At 61.2% G+C, this 18,208-nt stretch carries 16 protein-coding genes and 2 pseudogenes; 4 read left to right on the forward strand and 14 right to left on the reverse strand.

Annotated elements, in window-relative coordinates; translation table 11 throughout:
* The first annotated feature begins 22 nt into the window (after positions 1 to 22).
* The 3 genes from IPM89_06425 (at position 23) to IPM89_06435 (ending at position 2,741) form a co-directional block, all read left to right on the forward strand.
* Entirely contained in the window at positions 23 to 952 is a 930-nt protein-coding gene (locus IPM89_06425; GenBank protein QQS55818.1) for an SPFH/Band 7/PHB domain protein, read from the forward strand.
* A gap of 56 nt (positions 953 to 1,008) precedes the next feature.
* Entirely contained in the window at positions 1,009 to 1,401 is a 393-nt protein-coding gene (locus IPM89_06430; GenBank protein QQS55819.1) for an NfeD family protein, read from the forward strand.
* Between the two features lie 194 nt (positions 1,402 to 1,595).
* Positions 1,596 to 2,741: an undecaprenyl-phosphate alpha-N-acetylglucosaminyl 1-phosphate transferase gene (locus tag IPM89_06435; GenBank protein ID QQS55430.1), complete on the forward strand. Its 1,146-nt coding sequence runs from the start codon at positions 1,596 to 1,598 to the stop codon at positions 2,739 to 2,741.
* 6 nt (positions 2,742 to 2,747) lie between these two features.
* Here the strand turns inward: IPM89_06435 and IPM89_06440 are convergent, their stop codons facing one another.
* A complete protein-coding gene (locus tag IPM89_06440; GenBank protein QQS55431.1) occupies positions 2,748 to 3,503 on the reverse strand; it encodes an SDR family oxidoreductase in 756 nt (251 codons plus the stop codon).
* A 111-nt stretch (positions 3,504 to 3,614) separates the two neighbouring features.
* Between IPM89_06440 and IPM89_06445 the strand changes: the two genes are divergently transcribed.
* Positions 3,615 to 4,091 carry a transglutaminase-like cysteine peptidase gene (locus tag IPM89_06445; GenBank protein QQS55432.1) on the forward strand — a complete coding sequence of 159 codons (477 nt, stop codon included), beginning with the start codon at positions 3,615 to 3,617 and terminating at the stop codon, positions 4,089 to 4,091.
* Between the two features lie 7 nt (positions 4,092 to 4,098).
* On the opposite strand, the gene IPM89_06450 is transcribed toward IPM89_06445, so the two are convergent.
* The 13 genes and pseudogenes from IPM89_06450 to IPM89_06510 all read right to left on the reverse strand — a co-directional run bounded on the left by IPM89_06450 (position 4,099) and on the right by IPM89_06510 (position 18,177).
* A complete protein-coding gene (locus IPM89_06450; protein ID QQS55433.1) occupies positions 4,099 to 5,640 on the reverse strand; it encodes an O-antigen ligase family protein in 1,542 nt (513 codons plus the stop codon).
* A gap of 32 nt (positions 5,641 to 5,672) precedes the next feature.
* Entirely contained in the window at positions 5,673 to 6,134 is a 462-nt protein-coding gene (locus IPM89_06455; protein ID QQS55434.1) for a hypothetical protein, read from the reverse strand.
* Positions 6,135 to 6,442: 308 nt separating this feature from the next.
* Positions 6,443 to 7,687, reverse strand: coding sequence for a hypothetical protein (locus IPM89_06460; protein QQS55435.1), 1,245 nt, complete (start codon positions 7,685 to 7,687; stop codon positions 6,443 to 6,445).
* Between the two features lie 49 nt (positions 7,688 to 7,736).
* Entirely contained in the window at positions 7,737 to 9,608 is a 1,872-nt protein-coding gene (locus IPM89_06465; protein ID QQS55436.1) for a DnaJ domain-containing protein, read from the reverse strand.
* Between the two features lie 24 nt (positions 9,609 to 9,632).
* A pseudogene (locus tag IPM89_06470) lies at positions 9,633 to 11,294 on the reverse strand (polysaccharide biosynthesis tyrosine autokinase).
* Positions 11,295 to 11,312: 18 nt separating this feature from the next.
* On the reverse strand, positions 11,313 to 12,200 hold the full coding sequence (locus IPM89_06475; GenBank protein QQS55437.1) for an IS982 family transposase: 888 nt from the start codon (positions 12,198 to 12,200) through the stop codon (positions 11,313 to 11,315).
* Positions 12,201 to 12,242: 42 nt separating this feature from the next.
* Positions 12,243 to 12,992, reverse strand: a complete 750-nt coding sequence (locus tag IPM89_06480) for a hypothetical protein (protein ID QQS55438.1) — start codon at positions 12,990 to 12,992, stop codon at positions 12,243 to 12,245.
* Positions 12,993 to 13,022: 30 nt separating this feature from the next.
* The gene (locus IPM89_06485; GenBank protein QQS55439.1) at positions 13,023 to 13,787 is read right to left on the reverse strand and encodes a polysaccharide export protein; all 765 of its coding nucleotides are present in this window, start codon (positions 13,785 to 13,787) and stop codon (positions 13,023 to 13,025) included.
* A gap of 77 nt (positions 13,788 to 13,864) precedes the next feature.
* Complete coding sequence (locus IPM89_06490) at positions 13,865 to 14,671, reverse strand: capsular biosynthesis protein (GenBank protein QQS55440.1); 807 nt, start codon at positions 14,669 to 14,671, stop codon at positions 13,865 to 13,867.
* Positions 14,672 to 14,747: 76 nt separating this feature from the next.
* Positions 14,748 to 15,500 carry a glycosyltransferase gene (locus IPM89_06495; GenBank protein ID QQS55441.1) on the reverse strand — a complete coding sequence of 251 codons (753 nt, stop codon included), beginning with the start codon at positions 15,498 to 15,500 and terminating at the stop codon, positions 14,748 to 14,750.
* 52 nt (positions 15,501 to 15,552) lie between these two features.
* Positions 15,553 to 16,449 (reverse strand): glycosyltransferase family 2 protein, encoded by an 897-nt coding sequence (locus IPM89_06500; GenBank protein QQS55442.1) that lies wholly within the window; start codon positions 16,447 to 16,449, stop codon positions 15,553 to 15,555.
* Positions 16,450 to 16,473: 24 nt separating this feature from the next.
* A complete protein-coding gene (locus IPM89_06505; protein QQS55443.1) occupies positions 16,474 to 16,824 on the reverse strand; it encodes a type II toxin-antitoxin system PemK/MazF family toxin in 351 nt (116 codons plus the stop codon).
* Between the two features lie 298 nt (positions 16,825 to 17,122).
* Positions 17,123 to 18,177: pseudogene (locus IPM89_06510) on the reverse strand (IS630 family transposase).
* Positions 18,178 to 18,208 lie beyond the last annotated feature (31 nt).

Consider the following 18,208-nt stretch of genomic DNA (forward strand, 5'->3'; position numbering starts at 1 on the left):
CATACTGGAGGAAATCGTCATGCTGGAGGGCTTTTCCGCGTTTGTGGTGGCGCTAGCGGTGCTGGCGGTCATCCTGATCTTCCTGGGCATCAAGTCGGTGCAACAGGGCATGGAATACACGGTCGAACGCTTTGGCCGCTACACCGAAACCCTGCGGCCCGGCCTGAACCTCATCATTCCGATCATTGACCGTATCGGCCACAAAATCAATATGATGGAAACGGTGCTGGATGTCCCCTCGCAAGAGATCATCACCAAGGACAACGCCATGATCCAAGTAGACGGGGTCGTGTTCTATCAAGTGCTGGACGCCGCCAAGGCCGCCTACGAAGTTAACAACCTGGAATTCGCCGTCCTCAACCTCACCATGACCAACATCCGCACGGTGATGGGCTCGATGGACTTGGACGAACTGCTGTCCAAGCGCGATGAAATCAACGCCCGACTACTCACCGTGGTTGATGAAGCCACCACGCCGTGGGGCCTCAAGGTCACACGCATCGAAATCAAGGACATCGCCCCGCCCAAGGATCTGGTGGATTCGATGGCGCGGCAAATGAAAGCCGAACGGGACAAGCGGGCGTCGATTCTCACCGCTGAAGGTGCGCGCCAAGCCGCCATTCTGGAAGCCGAAGGCCTCAAACAGGCGGCTATTCTCGAAGCCGAGGGCCGCAAGGAATCCGCCTTTCGCGACGCCGAAGCTCGCGAGCGGCTGGCCCAGGCCGAGGCCCGCGCCACCCTGATGTTGTCGGAAGCCATCGGCAAGGGTGACGTGCGGGCGATCAATTACTTTGTGGCGCAGAAATACGTGGAGGCAGTGGCGAAACTGGCGGTGGCACCGAACCAAAAAGTGCTACTGATGCCACTGGACACTTCAGGGCTGATCGGCACACTGGCCGGAGTGGCCGAACTGACGCGAGAGGCGCTGGGCAAGGTGGAGAGACCCTCGTGAGTGGCTGGCTGCTGGAGCCGGTTTACTGGAACTGGTGGCTACTGGGAGTGGTGTTGATGATGGTCGAAGCCGTCGTTCCCGGCTTCTTCTTTCTGTGGATGGGGATAGCGGCGCTGCTGGTGGGGTTGGCGCTGACCGTGCTGCCAGAGCTGGCCTGGACCTATCAGGTGCTGCTGTTTGCGCTACTGTCGGTCGGTTCCATCGTCACCTGGCGGCTACGGCTACGCAAGCACCCGACCCGCACCGAGGACCCATTGCTCAACCGCCGAGCTCATCAGTATGTGGGTCGGGTATTCACCCTGGATGCGCCAGTGGTCAACGGCCATGGCAAGGTTCGAGTCGATGACAGCACCTGGAAAGTCTTGGTGGACCAAGACTGTCCGGCCAGCACCCGGCTGCGTATTGTCGGAGTAGAGGGGGTCCTGTTGAAAGGTGTGATTGAATCGTGAGGCGGTCGATGGTTTTTACGACAATGAAAGCTTTTTTACCCTTTATAAATTCAGAATCGTACTTATAATGGGCTTAGTCACGAATGGATTTTCCTTAAAGTCGTTCATTTGAAATTCAATGCTACTAAAATTTTACAATAAAGTACTTTGAATGTGATCGGCGAATCGTTTTACGAGCCTAAGAGAATGCCGAAATGGATCAATTATGGGGATATTCGTCGCTTTTCAGTGCATTCCTGTGCAGTGTCGGATTCATCGCCTTGCTGGTCAAACCGGCGCGGACCCTAGGCTGGATCGACCGACCAGGCGACCGTAAACATCATCGCGACCCGGTCCCCATGACTGGCGGAGTGGCGATGTGGGCGGCGTTCTGCGTGAGTATGCTGCTGCTGGCGGAGGAATGGCCTCACGCCTTTCCCGTATTGCTGGTCTGCATGACCCAGCTCACCTTGGTCGGCCTTTATGACGACCGATTCCCCCTTCGCCCCAGCGTGCGTTTTCTTTTTCAGATCAGTGCCATCCTGCTGATGGTGCTGGCGGGGGAGATAGCGTTGACCAGCTTGGGTAATTTGTTCGGGTGGGGTAACGTCCTGCTCGGCGATTTCACGATCCCGCTCACCATCTTCGCCGTGGTTGGGGTGATCAACGCTTTCAATATGATCGACGGACTCGACGGCTTGGCGGGTGGACTGGCGCTGCTCGCTACCCTGTGCATGATCGTCCTGAGCCTGCTCGCGCCAACCACCGGGAACGCGGTCATTGGCGTCCTGTCGGTGCTGGCTCTGGTGATCGCCGGTTTCCTCTGCTTCAACTTGCGCCATCCCTGGCGAGCCCGCGCCAGCGTGTTCATGGGCGACGCCGGCAGCACCATGCTCGGCTTCGTCCTGGGATGGTTCCTGGTTCACCTGTCCCAGGGTCGGGAGGCGGTAATGGCACCGGTCACCGCGATCTGGATCGTGGCCCTGCCCTTGATGGATACCATCGCGGTGATGACCCGCCGTATCCGCGCCGGCCACAGCCCGTTTGCCGCCGACCGCCAGCACCTTCACCACCTGCTACTCGGCATTGGCCTGACGGACGGCCGGGTCTGCGCGATCCTGCTGGCCACCGCCACATTCGCCGCCACCAGCGGGGTTCTGGCCTGGCGACTAGGGGTGCCCGAACACTGGCAGTTTTATGCCTTCCTTGCCGCGTTCGTGCTGTACTACCGGCTCACCACCCGGCTCTGGACCCGGCAGCAGGCCGCCGTGGCCGGGTCCATGAAACCGAACCGGAGGAATACCGCGACCGAACCGGTCAGGCCCGCGCTCAGCCCGCTGGCCGCCCGCAACCACTCCTGATCCACCTCAGCCTTCGCGGCTGATCGCAAACGGCGCGAAGGCCTGGCACACCGGCATCACCTCGATGCTGTTGAGGTTGACGTGAGCCGGACGGGTCGCCGCCCAGTACACGATATCGGCGATGTCTTCTGGCCGCAGCGGCTGGGTGTCCTGATAAACCTTGGCGGCCTGAGCGGCGTCGCCTTTGAAACGCACCAGGGAAAATTCGCTGTCCGCCAAACCCGGTTCGATGTTGGTCACCCGTACCCGGGTACCCAACAGGTCGGCGCGCAGGTTCAAAGAAAACTGTTTGACAAACGCCTTGGTGCCGCCGTAGGCGTTGCCACCTGGATAAGGATAGCTGCCGGCCACTGAACCCATATTGATCACATGGCCGCGGTCGCGAGCCACCATGCCGGGCAGGATGGCGCGGGTGCAGTACAGCAATCCCTTAATATTGGTATCCACCATCCGTTCCCAATCCTCCATGTCGCAACGGTGGGCTGGCTCCAGACCCAGCGCCAGACCGGCGTTATTCACCAGCACATCGATCTCGGCGAATTCCGGCGACAGTTCGGCAATGGCGGCCTTGACGGCGGCACCATCGCGCACGTCGAACGGGAAAGCATGCACCGGAATGCCGGCCAACTCGGCGCGCAGGGCATCCAACCGGTCCTGGCGCCGACCGCACAAAACCAGCGACCAGCCGGCAACGGCGAAGCGGCGAGCGCAAGCAGCGCCAAATCCGGAGGTGGCGCCGGTGATGAAAGCAAGCTGAGGCATAAAATTTCTCCTATTGCGCGATGCTCTTGCCGATGAAGCAAAAACCGTCTCGTGCAGGGGCTAGGCGGGCGAAAGCGCCGGGAACGCGATCAATTTGTTATGCTAGCATCCATGTCACGCTTCCGCTGCCACTCCCCCCTGTCCCTGCTTGCCCTGCTACTCGCCGGCGGCTGCCAGACTACGCCGGCCCTGCCTCCACCCTCTATCGCGCCAGCCGAACTGGTTCGGGTCAACACTGCCGTGAACCAGCAGGGCCGGCCCTGCCCCGACGATCTCTGCCTGAGCGACTGGCCAGACGCCACCGATCTCGACCGGCTGACCGCCTGGGACTGCAAAGCCTACGCCGTCGCCAAGGCCGACCGCCTGATCCGCTGGGGATACCCCCCGGACCGGCTGGAATATGTACTGGTCGCCGGCCCGTCGCTGAGGGTCACCCACGCCGCGCTGCTGGTGGACGGCCATTGGGTACTGGATATAGGCTTGCGCTGCCAGGTCTGCACGCTGGAAGCATTTATTGGCGAAGGCACGCTCCAAGGCCGGTTGCCAGTGGCGGATCTACCCTACGCCCGGCGAGCACTGCGCTGGTAGATCTGCTTCACGATGTAAATGGGTTGGTTCGATTTTCCGGTGGAATCTCATAGGCTGGAGCCAGCGCGTCGGCCGGCTCTCCCCCGTCGCTGGCGCCCGATGCTCCGCGCCGCTGGCGCGTGGATTGCCGTTCCTCCTCGACCGGGCGATGGAAAAACACCGCCGCCAACAAGGCGGTGAATACCGCGTTGGCCGGTATCCGCAGATTAAAATCCACCAGGGTATGCAGCATCATCAACAGCAGCGCGATCCCGGCCCCAGCCTGAACGAAGCGTAGCGACGCCCACTCACCACGCTTCCACACCCGCCCCCACTGGCGCAGGTAAAACACCAGCCAGACTGCAATTAGCAATGCCGCCGCCAGCCCGAACTCCAGCAGCCATTCCAAATAATCGTTGTGGGCCCGGTTGATGGTCACCCCCAGAAAATCTACTGGGTGAAACCGCCGCAAGATATCTTCGAAGGTGCCACCGCCGCTGCCCAGTGGAAAGAATTCGCCGACTGCCTGGAGGGTGGCGTCGAAAATCCGCCAGCGACCGTCCTCGATCGGGTCCGAATAGGCGAAGCGACCCCATACCGGCGTCAACCCGATCAGCCCGGCCAATCCGACTCCAACCGCCGTGAAAGTCCCCATCAGCCCATAGGCGTTACGCCCGCCCAACCGGGTCGAAAACAACGCGGTGCACAACAGGATGCCCAACATCGCCAGGCTGACCCCGGCGCGGGAGCGGGTGAACACCAACCCCAGCAGGAGCACCAGCGCCGTCGCGCCGTACAGCGTCGCCTGGTTGATCCGGTTCACGCTAAAGCGCGCCAACCATTGGCGCAGGGTCCGCTGGCGCCGGCCATGGCCGGTATACCGGGGCAAGCCGTGGCCGACCGTGGCCGCCAACAGCGCCAAGGCAACCGGCAGCGCCATTTCCAGCAGACCGGCCAAATGGTTGCGGTTGACGTAAGTACCCGAGGCGCTACCACCCATCAGCGTGTTGCCAAACCGGAATACGCTGTCCACCCCATCGCCGTATTGAATCAAGCCCAGCAGCGCCTGGCCGACGGCAATCCCCAAGAACAGTTGCACCAGCGCCAGCAGTCGCCGGCCAGACAGACCGCTTGCCGCCACGAACACCGCCAACGGTGGCAACAACGCCAGCCAAGCCACCTCGGTCGAGGATGGCACCAGCGAGATCGCCCGCCAGTCGAAATCGGTTCCGTCCACGCCGGCCAGACGCAGCGCCCCGGCGTAGAACTCCCGTCCGGGCAAATCGGCCCAAAGCGGCAGCGGCAGCGGCAACAACTGCAGCAGTGGCAACAGCAAAAACACAACGAGAAACACCCGCATCGGCCAGGATAGGACCGCCGGTTGAATCGGTTTCGACCTACTCCACGCCAGCCCAACCAACAGCGCTAATGCCGCCAGTTCCATGACCAGCAACGGCAATGGCCGGTTGCCCCCCCAATACAACGGCGCAAACACCAGCAAGGCTGTCAGGCCATAAAACAAAACCGCGCCGCTGAAAGCGGCGCGGTTCGTGACAGTGCCCGCAAGCACCTTAGATCCTCAACACAACCAGGCGAGAATGATTACTGGGGACTAGCAGGTCCTGCGTCTTCCTTGTTGTTGCCCTGCGCGATGGCCGTGACAGCCGCCAACCCGAGCGCTCCGCCGAAGATGTACAGTCCTATCCGATTGTCATCGTCGTCGTCCGACGGGGGTGCCTGACCAATCCGGGTATCCTGGAATCCATTGATGGTGCGGACGTGAGCCAATCCTTGATGGCACTGCTCTGGCCCCCCGACGACCAACAGGCTATTCTCGGGCAGAGCCACCACACAATCATCCGGATACATCACTTCCGCCTGGCCACCAGCGACTGTCACCACTCGATTGCCTGCGTATAAGGCCAAGCCATCTCGAGCCGGCTCCATCGCTTTGCTTTGGCCGACGAATACCCGCCCCTGCGGCTGCCGCAGCACGGCCGAAGGCTCCAATGCGCTGGCACCGGCGGCATATCCCGCCAAAACCAGCACCAAGCTTGTAGTCATCGCTCGTATTTTCATGATTCGTCAACCCTCCTGCTTTGGACCATCACCATCATCACACCCAGTCGATAAACGCTACAACCTATGCTTTAGGTACAAGTATACGACAAACGATAAACGAACACTGGCTTTAAAGCGTTGCCCGCGAAAAATTGGCGGCGACCGAGCCAGAAGCAGGGAGAGAGATTACTAGCCGGAAATTCTAGCAGCATTGATTTATAACAATTTTTTTATAATAATTACATGGCGTTTATAAAAAAATGTCCTTAAAAATTACAGTCAAAAAATAAGAGGCCGAGAATCGCTGACCGCTAACCCTGCCGGCTGATTGCCAGATCGTCGAACCAGATTCCGCCCTGGGCTTCGAAATCCAGTTCCGCCCGCCCCTCCAGTTCCAGCCGCAACCATTGCACCGGACAATCCGCCTCCGGAATCGTGAACTCCTGGGTGAAAAGCTGCCAGTCGCCGGAACCACCGGTAAAGGATGGACCTTCCGACAACAGCCGTCCGCCCGACTCGCCACAGCGCACCATCCAACGCAGGCCCCGCTCCGCCCGCAGGCCGTCCGGGCGCACCCGCCCCTGCAAGCGGTAGCGGCCCGGTTCCAGATATAGCGGCTGACGGACATGTCGGAAACGTACCCGTTGACCATTAAAGGTTACATGCAGGGCTTTGCCGCCGTGAGTACCGTAAGTCTCGGTGATTTCGACCAGCGCCCCGCGCGGTGTCGAGATGCGCCAGTCGAAACCCAGTCCGGTGACCGGCAGCTCAAAGTCGCCGTTATAGATATTGCCCAAGCCCTGTTGCTGGCGTTCGTCCAGCCCGCTCAACCAGGTCAGATACGACTCCAACCAGTGGCCTTCCCGCCATAACCGCCCCAGATAAACCTTTTGTTCGGCGGCCTCGGGCAGTCTTCCAGCCCGTTCGCGGTTACGATACAGAAAGACCACTGATTCCAAGCGCGCCGCCTTGGCCGCGACATAGGCGAAGAATTTATCCCACCATTGCGGCGGATCGGCCAGCAGCGGTCGCAACAACGGCCGGGTTTCGACACTTTCAACCCAACGCAGCAGCAGTGGATACAACTGATCGGCGGTCGCCGGTCGGTTCCGCAGCAACATATCCCAACGCGCCAGCGTGAGGTCCGGTCGGCTCTGAGCCAACCAAAACGCCGCCGAGCGGGCCAGCACCGGAGTACGCATCGGCCCCAGCGCATCGGCCGTTTCCATCAGCGCGGTCGCGACAGATGGCTGACCAGCCCCCGCTTGCAGTTCGGCCAGCGCCAGATAGACCAACGCATCGGTGGGATTAGCCCACGCCGCCGCCTGGAACAGCCGTTTGGCGGCGGCCGGATCGCGCTCGGCCAGCGCCAGACCCTGCCGGTATAACGCCACCGACTGATCACTCCGCCAGCTCAGTGCACCGGCGTCGGCCTCCGGCGTGTCCCGTCCAGCGTAGTATTCGGCCAAACCGGTCACCAACACCCGCCAGGCTAACATCGCACCCAACACGGTCAGACCAACCGCTCCGATCACCTTATTGTTCATCATTGCCATGATTTTTTATGATTCTTTCGACCGCCGCGTGTTGAGGTTGTGGCCCGATTCAATACCCCGGCCAATCGTAATCGATGGCCACGATGGATGGTTGCCCGTCCCGCTTGCGCACTTCGAAGCGGATTGTACCCGCCAACTGGATCGACTCGCCGTTGTCGCGCCGCCGCAACCACAATTCGTAGCGGCCGGCGGCGCTGACGGAGCCGCCGCCGCGCACCCAACTCAGATCGCGCAACTGCATTCGCTCGACCCAGTGTGTACCGAACAAGGTTCCATAATCCCGGCGAATGCGGTCGCGGTCGCTTCCCCCCTTGCCCCGCACGTCGGTTGCGAATAAAACCATTAAACTGTCCAGATCACCGCGCCGATAGGCGTTGGTGTAGCGCTTGATCAGTCCATCCAGCTCCTTGATGGTCAACGCCTCGGCATCCGGAGCGACGGCGGTCAGCCGCGATGCGCCCGCCGGGTCCGCTGGCTGCTCCGGCTGTGGATCGGGCCGCGCCTGCCGTACCGGCGTCGCGCCCGCCCGCTCAAGCCGGGTTTGCTTGAGCTGTTCCCGTTCGCCCCGCAAGGCTTCGGTTATCTGCTCGGCTTTGGCCTGTTCGGCCTTCAACTGCTTCAGCTTCGCCTGCTCGGCCGCCAGCCGTTCGGACCGCGCCCGCTCCGCCTGAACCTGCTCGGCCCTCAACTGCTCCAACTTCGCCTGCTCGGCCGCCAGCCGTTCGGACCGCGCCCGCTCCGCCTGAACCTGCTCGGCCCTCAACTGCTCCAGTTTCGCCTGCTCGAGCTGTTCCCGCTCGGCCCGCAAGGCTTCGGCCATCTGCTCGGCTTTGGCCTGTTCGGCCTTCAACTGCTCCAGTTTCGCCTGCTCAACCGCCAGCCGTTCGTCTCGCGCCTGCTCCACCTGAACCTGCTCGGCCTTCAACTGCTCCAACTTCGCCTGCTCGGCCGCCAACCGCTCGCTCCAAGTACGTTCGGCACGCAACTGTTCTTCCAGTTGGGATCGCTCCGCACGAATCTGTTCCAGCAGTATCACATCGGTAGCCAGTTGTTCCCGGTAAGCCTGTTCCAGCCGCTCCCGGGCCATGTGGCTTTCGCTGGCCCGCTGGCGGGCCTGGTGCTCGCGCTGACCCAGCGCCTGCCAGTCCGGCGCGGCCAGCAGCGCGGTGATGGCACTGCGGTCGACCGGGTCGGCGAACGACGACGGCTCGGGGTCGGCGGTGGGCGCGGAATGAGGGAACACGGTAGGCGCGGCCAAGGGTGGCCGGGTTTCATAAACCCCCCAAACCGCCAGCGCCGCCGCCAAGGCGACTCCGCTCAATACCAAAACCGGTAGCCAGCGGCGCGGCACGGCGAATCGGGGGCGGGAATCGCCAGCTTTGCGCCACCGCCAATCCGGGGCACGAACCGACGATGCCGGTGGGGGGTCAGTTTGGCCGACGGTAGCCGGGACGACGGCCCGCGATGGCGGTTGCGACTGGCGAGCATCGTAAGCCGCACGGGGCTGGGGGCGAGACAGCACAGTCCAGGCTTCGTTGACCCGGCTGGCAAAGTGATCGGTCCAACTCGCGCCGCCACCGACGCGGTCGGGGTGAAACAACCGTATCAGCAGCCGATGATGTTCCTTGACCTGTTCGGCCGCCGCGCCGGGCTCAAGCCCCAATACGCGGTACTGGCTGGCGCCACGGGCGAAACAAAGCTGCTGAACCAAAAACCGGGCGGCGTCGCGCAGCTCGTCGGCCTTGGCCCCGGTCTGACGAACGGCGCCCTCCAGCGTCTCCGGCGAACCGTTGGCCAACCACAGCAGCCGGGTCATGCCCGGCGGCAGTGGCGCGGCGGAAGCCAGTCGGTTTTGGTGAGCCAGTGGAGCGCGGTAGCAGGCCAGCGCCAGTTCGAAGATATCGGGACCGGGATTGGTCACACCCTGCGCCTCACGCTCCCTCTCTTATCCCCTCTCGACCAGCAGCTTCTTGGCATCGGGTGTGGTCTCGCCGTAGTAGCCGGCGTGGTAGTAGGAGTAGCTATGGTAGCCGGGCTGGTTGGCCTCCAGCTTGGTCAGAAGGGTACCCAGCACCTGCACCCGCGCTCCGCGCAGCCGTTTGAAAGCATTCTGCACGTAGCCGCGCGGCGTACTACCCATTTCCACGGTCAACAAAGTGCCTTCGCAGAGATTGCCGATGATCAGCGCGTCGGCCAATCCCAGCAACGGCGGGCTGTCCAGTATTACTTGGTCGAATTTCTCGGCGGCCAGCGTCAGCAACTCCACCATCCGGCCAGACGACAGCAGTTCGGCGGGGTTGGGCGGCAGCGGCCCGGACGGGATGGCAAACAGGTTGGCGATGAATGTGGGTTGGGTAATATCGGCCGGCTGCACCTCCCCGCCGGCCAGATAGTTGGTCAGCCCGGTTTGGTTATCGAGTTTCAATGTGTTGTGGAGCGAGGGCTTGCGCAGGTCGGCCTCGATCAGCAGTGTCCGCTTGCCGGCCTGGGCGAACTGGATGGCCAGACTGACCGCCGTGGTGCTTTTGCCCTCGCTCATCATGGCGCTGGTCACGGTCAGCAGCCGGGGCACGCCGCTGGCGGTGGAAAATTGCAGGGCGGTACGCACCGAGCGGTACGCTTCGGCGAAAGCCGAGCGCGCGTCGTCGTGACCGATCAAGGCGATGGCGCGCTCGTCACCGCGCTCCTGCCTGGTCACCGGGATCATGCCCAACACCGGCAGGCCCAGCAGTTTCTCAAGATCCTCGGGCCTGCGGAAGGTATCGTCCAAATGCTCGAACAGAAAGGCCAGACCGATGCCGCCCAGCAGGCCCAGAATCAGCGCTAGCATGGTATTCAGGCGCAGGTTGGGCTTGTAGGGAAAACTCGGCGCCTTGGCTTCGTCCACGACCGAGATATTGTTGGTGCCGATGCCGGCCGCTACCCCAACTTCCTTGAAGCGCTGCAACAGTCCATCGTATAGCTCGCGGTTGGTGTCCGCCTCGCGGCGCAGGATGTTGAATTGGATGCTGCGACCCTGCAACGCCAGCGCCTCCTGCTTGAGCCGGTCGAGATTGGTGCGCAACAGCGCTTCCTCGGCTTTGGCTGCTTCGTAGTTGGCGGTGATCGCCGCTCGAATGTTGCCGATCTCCGAGTCAATCATGCTGTCGACCTGACCGATTTGGTTGCGCAGTTGCACCATGGTCGGATAGGCCGGCTTGTAGATGCTGAGGTTGTCCTGGTACTGGGCCTCCAGTTTGGCTTTGGTCTGCTTGAGATCCTGAATGATCTTGCTGTCCAGCACTTGGCTCAGCCCCTGGCCGCGAGTACCCAGCACCTGTCGGTACACTGCCTCGGCGGCGATCCGCCGCTTTTCCGCCTCGCCCAAGGCGACATTGGTGGCCCCCAGATTCTGGCCGACGATGCTCTCCTTGTCGCCAACGGTAAAAATCTCTTCCCGACGGGAGAATTCGACCAGTGCCCGTTCGGACTCCTCCAGTTTGACCTTAACCTGTTGCAGTCGCTCTTGCAGAAAGTTGCGGGCGTAAGTGGATGCCTCGAAACGCCGCTCCAGATTCAGGCTGATATAGGCCTTGGCCAGCGCATTGAGGATGGCGGCGGCCAGTTTGACGCGATGTTCGACTTTTCAGGCGATCAGGCTCTCAAACTGCAGGTCTGACCGACCGATTTGCCGGTTCATGAAAATACCCAAGGTGTGCGCCAAGATTTTTCGGGCGATCCGACTCGTCAAGTGCCAAACATCCCGCGCCCGGATTTTCTCAAAATGAAACTGCTCGGTCAGTTGACCGATGACGGTTTCCACGAGGCGGCGGGTTCTCGTCAGTTGTTGGATGATCCAAGGCGCACGGGAATCGGCCATGTTCGCCCGCAAGGGGGTTTGCAAATCGATCCCCGTGGTTGCCAGTTCCGCCTGAAGACAGGCGCTCAGGTATCCCTTGTCGCCAATGACCAAGCCGTGAACGCCGTCCGTCAAATCCCAAAGCGCTTCGCGTTCATCACCGGCGGCGGGGGTCACCGTCCACGCCGTGATCACGCCATCGAATGTGATCATCAAGTGACCATGAAGTCCATAATAATACTGCTTTTTTGCCGCGCAATAGCCGAAGCCGGCCGCCTCGGGAAAACATCGGCATTGCGGGGCACGGGTCAGCATACACACCGGCATGGGGCAGCCATCGACGAGGTGAATAGGGTCCGTCACCGCCCCCAAGTCGATCAGCAGATGCCGATGCAGCCGCTGTTTGACGACCCAGAGATTGGCCGCTTGCTGGGCAAACGTGGTTCGCGATCCGAGTCTTGGAAACCACGACGGCCAATGACGACGGAAATACTTCCAGATGCCCACATCGGTATCCAAACCCAGAAACTCACCCACCACCTCCATGGTGATCACTTCGCTGTCCGCCAACTTCGGGGCAAAACCACGCTGGCGCAAGCGATGATCCCCCAGCAGGGCTTCCAGGTGTTCTTCTACCCAGCAAAACACCGTGATGATAAAGTCTTCAAGCGGCATGGCGGTCTCTCCGTGCGGTTGAGGTGGTTGGTTCCTCTCAGCTTAGCTCGCACCGTCATGCCGCATCGGTCTGCCCTCATCTCTCCTCGAAAAAGTCGAACATCGCGTCAGTTTGGGATCTGGGCTGTCGTAGCGCAGGATGACCAGTCGCGAGTTGCGCACCGGCTCGACCGTCAGGCCGCCCAGGACCGCGTCGATGGCACCCTCGACCCGAGCTGTTTCCGCCGTGGGCGCGGAGCCTGCGTCCTGTTGCCCGGATCCCGCCTTGGCATCGCCGGCCGCCGGCAACCAACCGGCCAACCAGCCCTTGAGCTGCGCGCCCAGCGAAGGGGGTGGAGCGTCGGCCTGGGCCTGCTGGTCGGCCAAACCCATCTGATTGACCACCCGCAAAGCCAGACTGCGGCTCTTCAGCAGTTCGTACTGGGTCTGGTAATAATCCTGGCTACCCCATCCTGACTCAACCGGTGACACGTCCCCCATCTTCATGATCTTGATGTCCTCGAGATCAATCTGCAAGGTCAGGCTGGCGCGATAGAGCGGCGTCATCAGGTAGGTGGCGACCACTGTGGCGGTCACCACGATCAGGGTAAAAATGAGGATGCTCCAGCGCCGCTTAAGGATGACCTGCCACAGTTCACGGAGGTTGAGAGCATCCTCTTCCGACGCCTCCTCAAACGACGGATACTCCCGCGGCGGGGCTGGCATGGGGACACCGGTCTGGCGTTCCGCCAGCGCCCGGCCGGGCGGCCGCGAGTCAGGACCAGGGTATTGGGGCAATTCGGGAATAGTCATTAATCAAAGTTACCAATTACGGAATACCAGTTAGAACGCGGAAAGCACTCGGAACGGCAGGATAAATTCCAGGATTTCCTTGACGGTGGCCTTGACGCCCGAGGTTTCGACATGGACGACATCCTCGCCAAGCACTTCAGGGTCCGGCGCCTCGCCATCGCGGATCGCCACCAAGTCGTATTGCAGCATTTTGCGCGTACCGTCCGGCTCGGGGCGCAGCACCGTGGCCGTACCGGAAGCCACGCTGATCGTACCGCCGGCGCTGGCGACCAGCTGCATTAGGGTGGTCCGCCCTTTGAGTGGATACACGCCCGGGGTCTTGACCGAACCCACTACCGCAATCCGCTGGCTGGTGAATTCTTCAATAAAAATGGTGACCTGAGGATTCTGTAGATAATCCTTGGCCAGCCGGGTGGCGATGTCGGTTGCCAGTTGCTCGCCGGTCAACCCCTCCGCTTGCACCAAGCCGACCAGCGGCAAGGCAATCTGACCTCGGGAGTTGACCCGAACCGAACGGTTCAGACTTTCGACGCCAAACACTTCGATTTTCAGCAAATCCTGCGGGCCGATAAAGTAGTCGCTCGGAGCCTCGACCGGGATCGGGACCGCCGGTATCGCCGGAGCATCCACAACCGGTATTGCGGCGGGCTGATCCATGACGGCGGCGGGCACCGCGGCAGCGGGTGCGGCAACCGATGCGGCGGGCGCGGCACCCGATGCGGCGGGCGGATCGGTGGCAGGCGGTGGACTGGCGCACCCGGCAACGCCGAGCGAGACCACCCAGAGCATTGTCATGCCCGCAAACACTCTCTTAACCTGCTTAACCCGCACGCCCACGCACCCCCGACTGGTTATCATCGCTTTGAAACCGTTCAGCGTTGCCCCATCCATTTGCCTAGCATCGCCTTGAGCGATTGCGTCCATGATACATTCGAAACTGAATCGAGCAGCTTTGGCATTCGATCCGGCTCGATATTGTCCAGTATACCTTTAGGACGGGTCCACACCAGATGAATCGCCTCTTCCTTGCCCACCCAACGCTCCGCCGCGTGCTGTCCCTCCGCCAGCAGCGGCGGGCGCCGTTTCACACCGTGAGAGTCGGTGGCCAGAATATGCACCCAGCCTTCATCCAGGAGTCGCTCGCCCCAATATTGCGCCGAGGGACCGAACCGGCCGGTCAGGCTACCGGAGGTGACTTGCAGCCAGGCACCCTTGCCCGCCAGTTCCACGAAAATTCCGTAGTAGTCTTCGATCCAGCTCAAACGCTCGGGGTGGGTAATCACCGGTACGTAGCCAGCAGCCAGCAGATTGAACACGATTTCCCCCAGCCGCGGCGGCGCCACATGATGCGGCGGCTCCAGCAGAAAGTAGCGGCTGCCATGCAGTGACGGCACCCGCCCGGAGCGCAAGCCCTCCACCAAATCCCTCGCGAGATGGGTATCGGCGCCGTAGGTGAGCCGCAGCGGAATGTCGGCCTCGGCCAACTGATATTGGAGTGCCTCCACCGCCCGGCGGATGGCCGGCCCGCTGTTCTCATACAAGCCCGGATAGATGTGCGGGGTGCAGGCGATGACTTCGATGCCATCGGCAACGGCGATGCGGGCCATGGCCAGCGCGGTTTCCAGATCCGGCGCCCCATCGTCGATACCCGGGAGTAGATGACAGTGCAAGTCGATCATGATTGTCCAGCTTAAGGCTTGAGATTAGGTCTAAAGGTAGCAAGTCGCCATCCACATTGATAATTTTGGTGATCCATCAATGCCTATCTTTGAAAAACTGCGGCAGCTTTTGCAGGTTTTTCATCAGCAGCGTGCTCAGGCCGCCCACTTGGTGACGTCGCAGGGCTTGATAATCTTCACGGGATTTTTGCAGGATTTTGCCTAGGGAGCGATTGCTGATGCCGCCCAGGCGCATGTGAATCAGGATTTCGGGGATATAGGCGCAAGTGATCTGCCCAGTGCTCAGGAAGCGCAGCAAGCAATCGTAGTCGGCGGCGATCTCGTAGTCGAGGTCGAAGCCGCCAAGCCGCTGATAAAGGGCGCGGCGGGCGTAGAAGGTGGGGTGCGGCGGCATCCAGCCCCGGCTGAGCAAGCGCGAGCAGTAGGGACCGGCACGCCAATAGCGCACGACATGGCCGGGATCGTCCTGGCGGACATAGACCAGATCGCCGTAGCAGGCGTCCACGGCCGGGTCGGCAAAGGCGGCGGCAATTCGGGAGAGCACCCGGTCATCGGCGTAGCGGTCATCGGAATGCAGGAAGCCCACCACCTCACCCGTGGCCAGGTGCAGACCCTTGTTAAGAGCGTCATAAACACCGCGATCCGGCTCGCTGACCCGATGGGCAATCCGTTCAGCGTAGCGCTGGATCACCTCCAGCGTGCCGTCAGTGGATGCACCGTCGATGACGATCAATTCCGTGTCGGGGTGATCCTGGGCCAAGGCGGAATCGAGGGCATCGGCGAGGGTGACATGACTGTTATAGACGGCGGTGATGACGGAGATTTTCATGGGGGTCCAGACAGCAGTTCAGGCAAGGACGGGTTGCAAACGTTGCTCCAACTCACACCCGAATCCCCAACACTCGCTCGATTGCGGTCACTGCATCGCAACCCGTCGCCTGTATATGGCGTTTCACCTCCGCCACTTTGGCGTCCACCAGATACCGGTACCAGAAGCCCTGTAGAAAGTGGAAGGCCGTGCCCGCCTGGCCGTCCAGAAATCCCAGTCGCACCACGTAGCGGTAAAAAAAGTAGGCGAAGGCGCGGAATCCGCTAGGCAACCGGGCATAGATCCGTTCCTTCAGCCAGCGTTTCACCCCGGCCTGGTTACCACCGCGCAGACTGGCGACCGAGTCGTGGGGCATGAAATCGTATTCCAGATTCAGCAGGTCCACCGCCTCACGGCTGGCGTAGCGGTTGTGCTTATCGGTCCACCAGGTTAGCGAGTTGAGGTTGTCGTCGATCAGTTCGTTCTGGAAATCGACGGTCGGCCCGGCGACTTTGATGTGTTCGTCCATCCAGCGGTTTTCGCACTGGCCACGCCCGGCGCGGAACAGGCGCAGTATCCGCACCGGAAAGAGTCCGCCGAAGCGGATGAGTCGGCCTTGGAAGGTCATGCGCCGTCCGCAGAACACCCCGTCTACTGTGGGACCGATACCCGGCAGGCGGGCGCGAATCTCCGCTGCCAGCGCCGGGGTTAAAACTTCATCGGCGTCGATGCGCAGCACCCAGTCGGTATCGGCGTCGAGTTGAGTCAAGGCCCAGTTGAATTGGGTGGCCTGATTCACGAACGGATGCTGCACCACCCGTGCGTCGTGCGCCTGAGCAATGTGCAGGGTGTCGTCGATGGAAAAGGAATCGGCGACCAGCACGCCATCCACGACGCCGGTAAGGCTGGCGAGACAGCGCGGCAGATGTTGTGCCTCGTTGAGGGTTAGGATGACGGCGACCAGTTTCACGGGTTTTGTGTCACCGAAATACTCTCAGTCCAGCCCAATAGTGACTCCGATCAGCCATCGGATTTCCACGAGTTCCTCATCGGTGATATGCGAAGGAGTGGGCGTGATCCGATGCTTCGAGGTTGTGGTGACATGATGAGCCAGGGCGTAGCAGAGTTTGGTGCAGCCATTCTCCGGTGTCGGTGAAATTTTGACCGACAAATCCTCAATGGCTAAAAGCGAGTCCTCGCCGAGAGGCGTCAGGATGAGATTGGGATAGGCGTGATCGAACAGGTCGCGATCCTCAACCACAATGGCAGGCCGTCTCTTGTTGGGTTCTTTAGGCAGGCCATCCCGCCAGTCCACCAGGACGATCTGACCCGCCGCCAACCTCATGTTCCCTCATCCACAGGGGTCGGTGTCCCCCACTCCGTATAGAAGGAGCAGCCTTCGGGCGAAGTGGCAACATACTCCCCCACAGCGCGGCTTTGTGCCCGAATGCGCTCGCGCCGTATACGTTTGGCTTCTTGGGTCGCTAGTTCGCGTAGATACGTCGATAAGCCAATACCATGTGCTTTAGCAGCCTCTTCAAGCATCGCTTGAATGCCGTCGTCCAGCCGCACAGAAACCGGATGCCCCATGATTGACTTCCACTATGGTTTTACGAGAGATTACTATGCTAGCGAAGTATACTTTAGCTAATTCCAATTTTAACTTCTTTGAAGGATTGGAAATTAAAAGTCAGTAATGATTTGAGGGTGCCTTTTTTCTTTACATGAGCGGTTTTAATGAAATCGAGAATCGCGCTTTTAAATTCTGGATACGTGGGATAATACTCGGTGTGCAAGCAGCATTTTTTCACCAACTTCCAAAACCGCTCAATCAAGTTGAACTGCGGCGAATAGGTCGGCAAAAACAGCAACTCGATGTTCAAGTGGGTGGCGATCTCTTGCACCAACCCGCAGCGCTGATACCGGGCGTTATCCAGTACCACCGTGATCGGCACCGTCAAGCCCAGCGCCGCCCGTTTGTACAGCATCCGGCCGACGTGCTGGCTGTTGATATAGGCATCCGTGGTGACGGTGATCAGTTGATGGGTCGTCGCGTTCAAGGCCCCCAGCACGCTGAGCCGATGCCGGCCGCTGGGGGTCGGCTGCCAGCAGCGCGCCAGGCACCAGACCCAACTCAGGAACAGCCCGTGGACGAAGTGGGCGGCGTCCAAAAAAAAACCGCACGCTGGCCGGCTTGGGCTTCCACCAACCGGGGGGTGAGTTGCTCGACCTGGAACGTGGCCTGTGCGGCCCGGCGTTCGTCGGTCGGCGCCGGTCCCGGGATCGCCCCGGTCTTGCGCCGTCCCAGTCCAAACTGTTTAAGCACCTTGCCCACTTGGGCGGGACTGCGCTCGATCCCGGTCAGTTCGGCGATGCGGGCACGGGCCTCGACCAGGGTTGCCGGCGGGCGCCGCGCGAACGCCGCCACGATCACCCCTTCATACGGCGCCAGCGCGCTGCGGGCTTGGCGGAATCGACAGCTCGTCAGCGCCGCCCAGCCCCCGTCTTGAAACAACCGCAGGTAGCCAATCAGAGTCGGCTTGGTGATCCCCAGACTCGCGCAAATCGCCTGATGCGACCAGCCCTCGCTCTTGAGATAGAGCGCTTCCAACCGTTGCCGCACCCGAGGATGTGGATGATGGAGCCGTTCGTGACGCAGGCGTTCCCGCGTCTCATCAGAGAAAACCAGTCGAATCATGGTGCGCGCTCCAGCCTCTTTCAGGCCTTCC

The organism is Candidatus Competibacteraceae bacterium (assembly GCA_016699715.1).
Taxonomy (GTDB): domain Bacteria; phylum Pseudomonadota; class Gammaproteobacteria; order Competibacterales; family Competibacteraceae; genus Competibacter.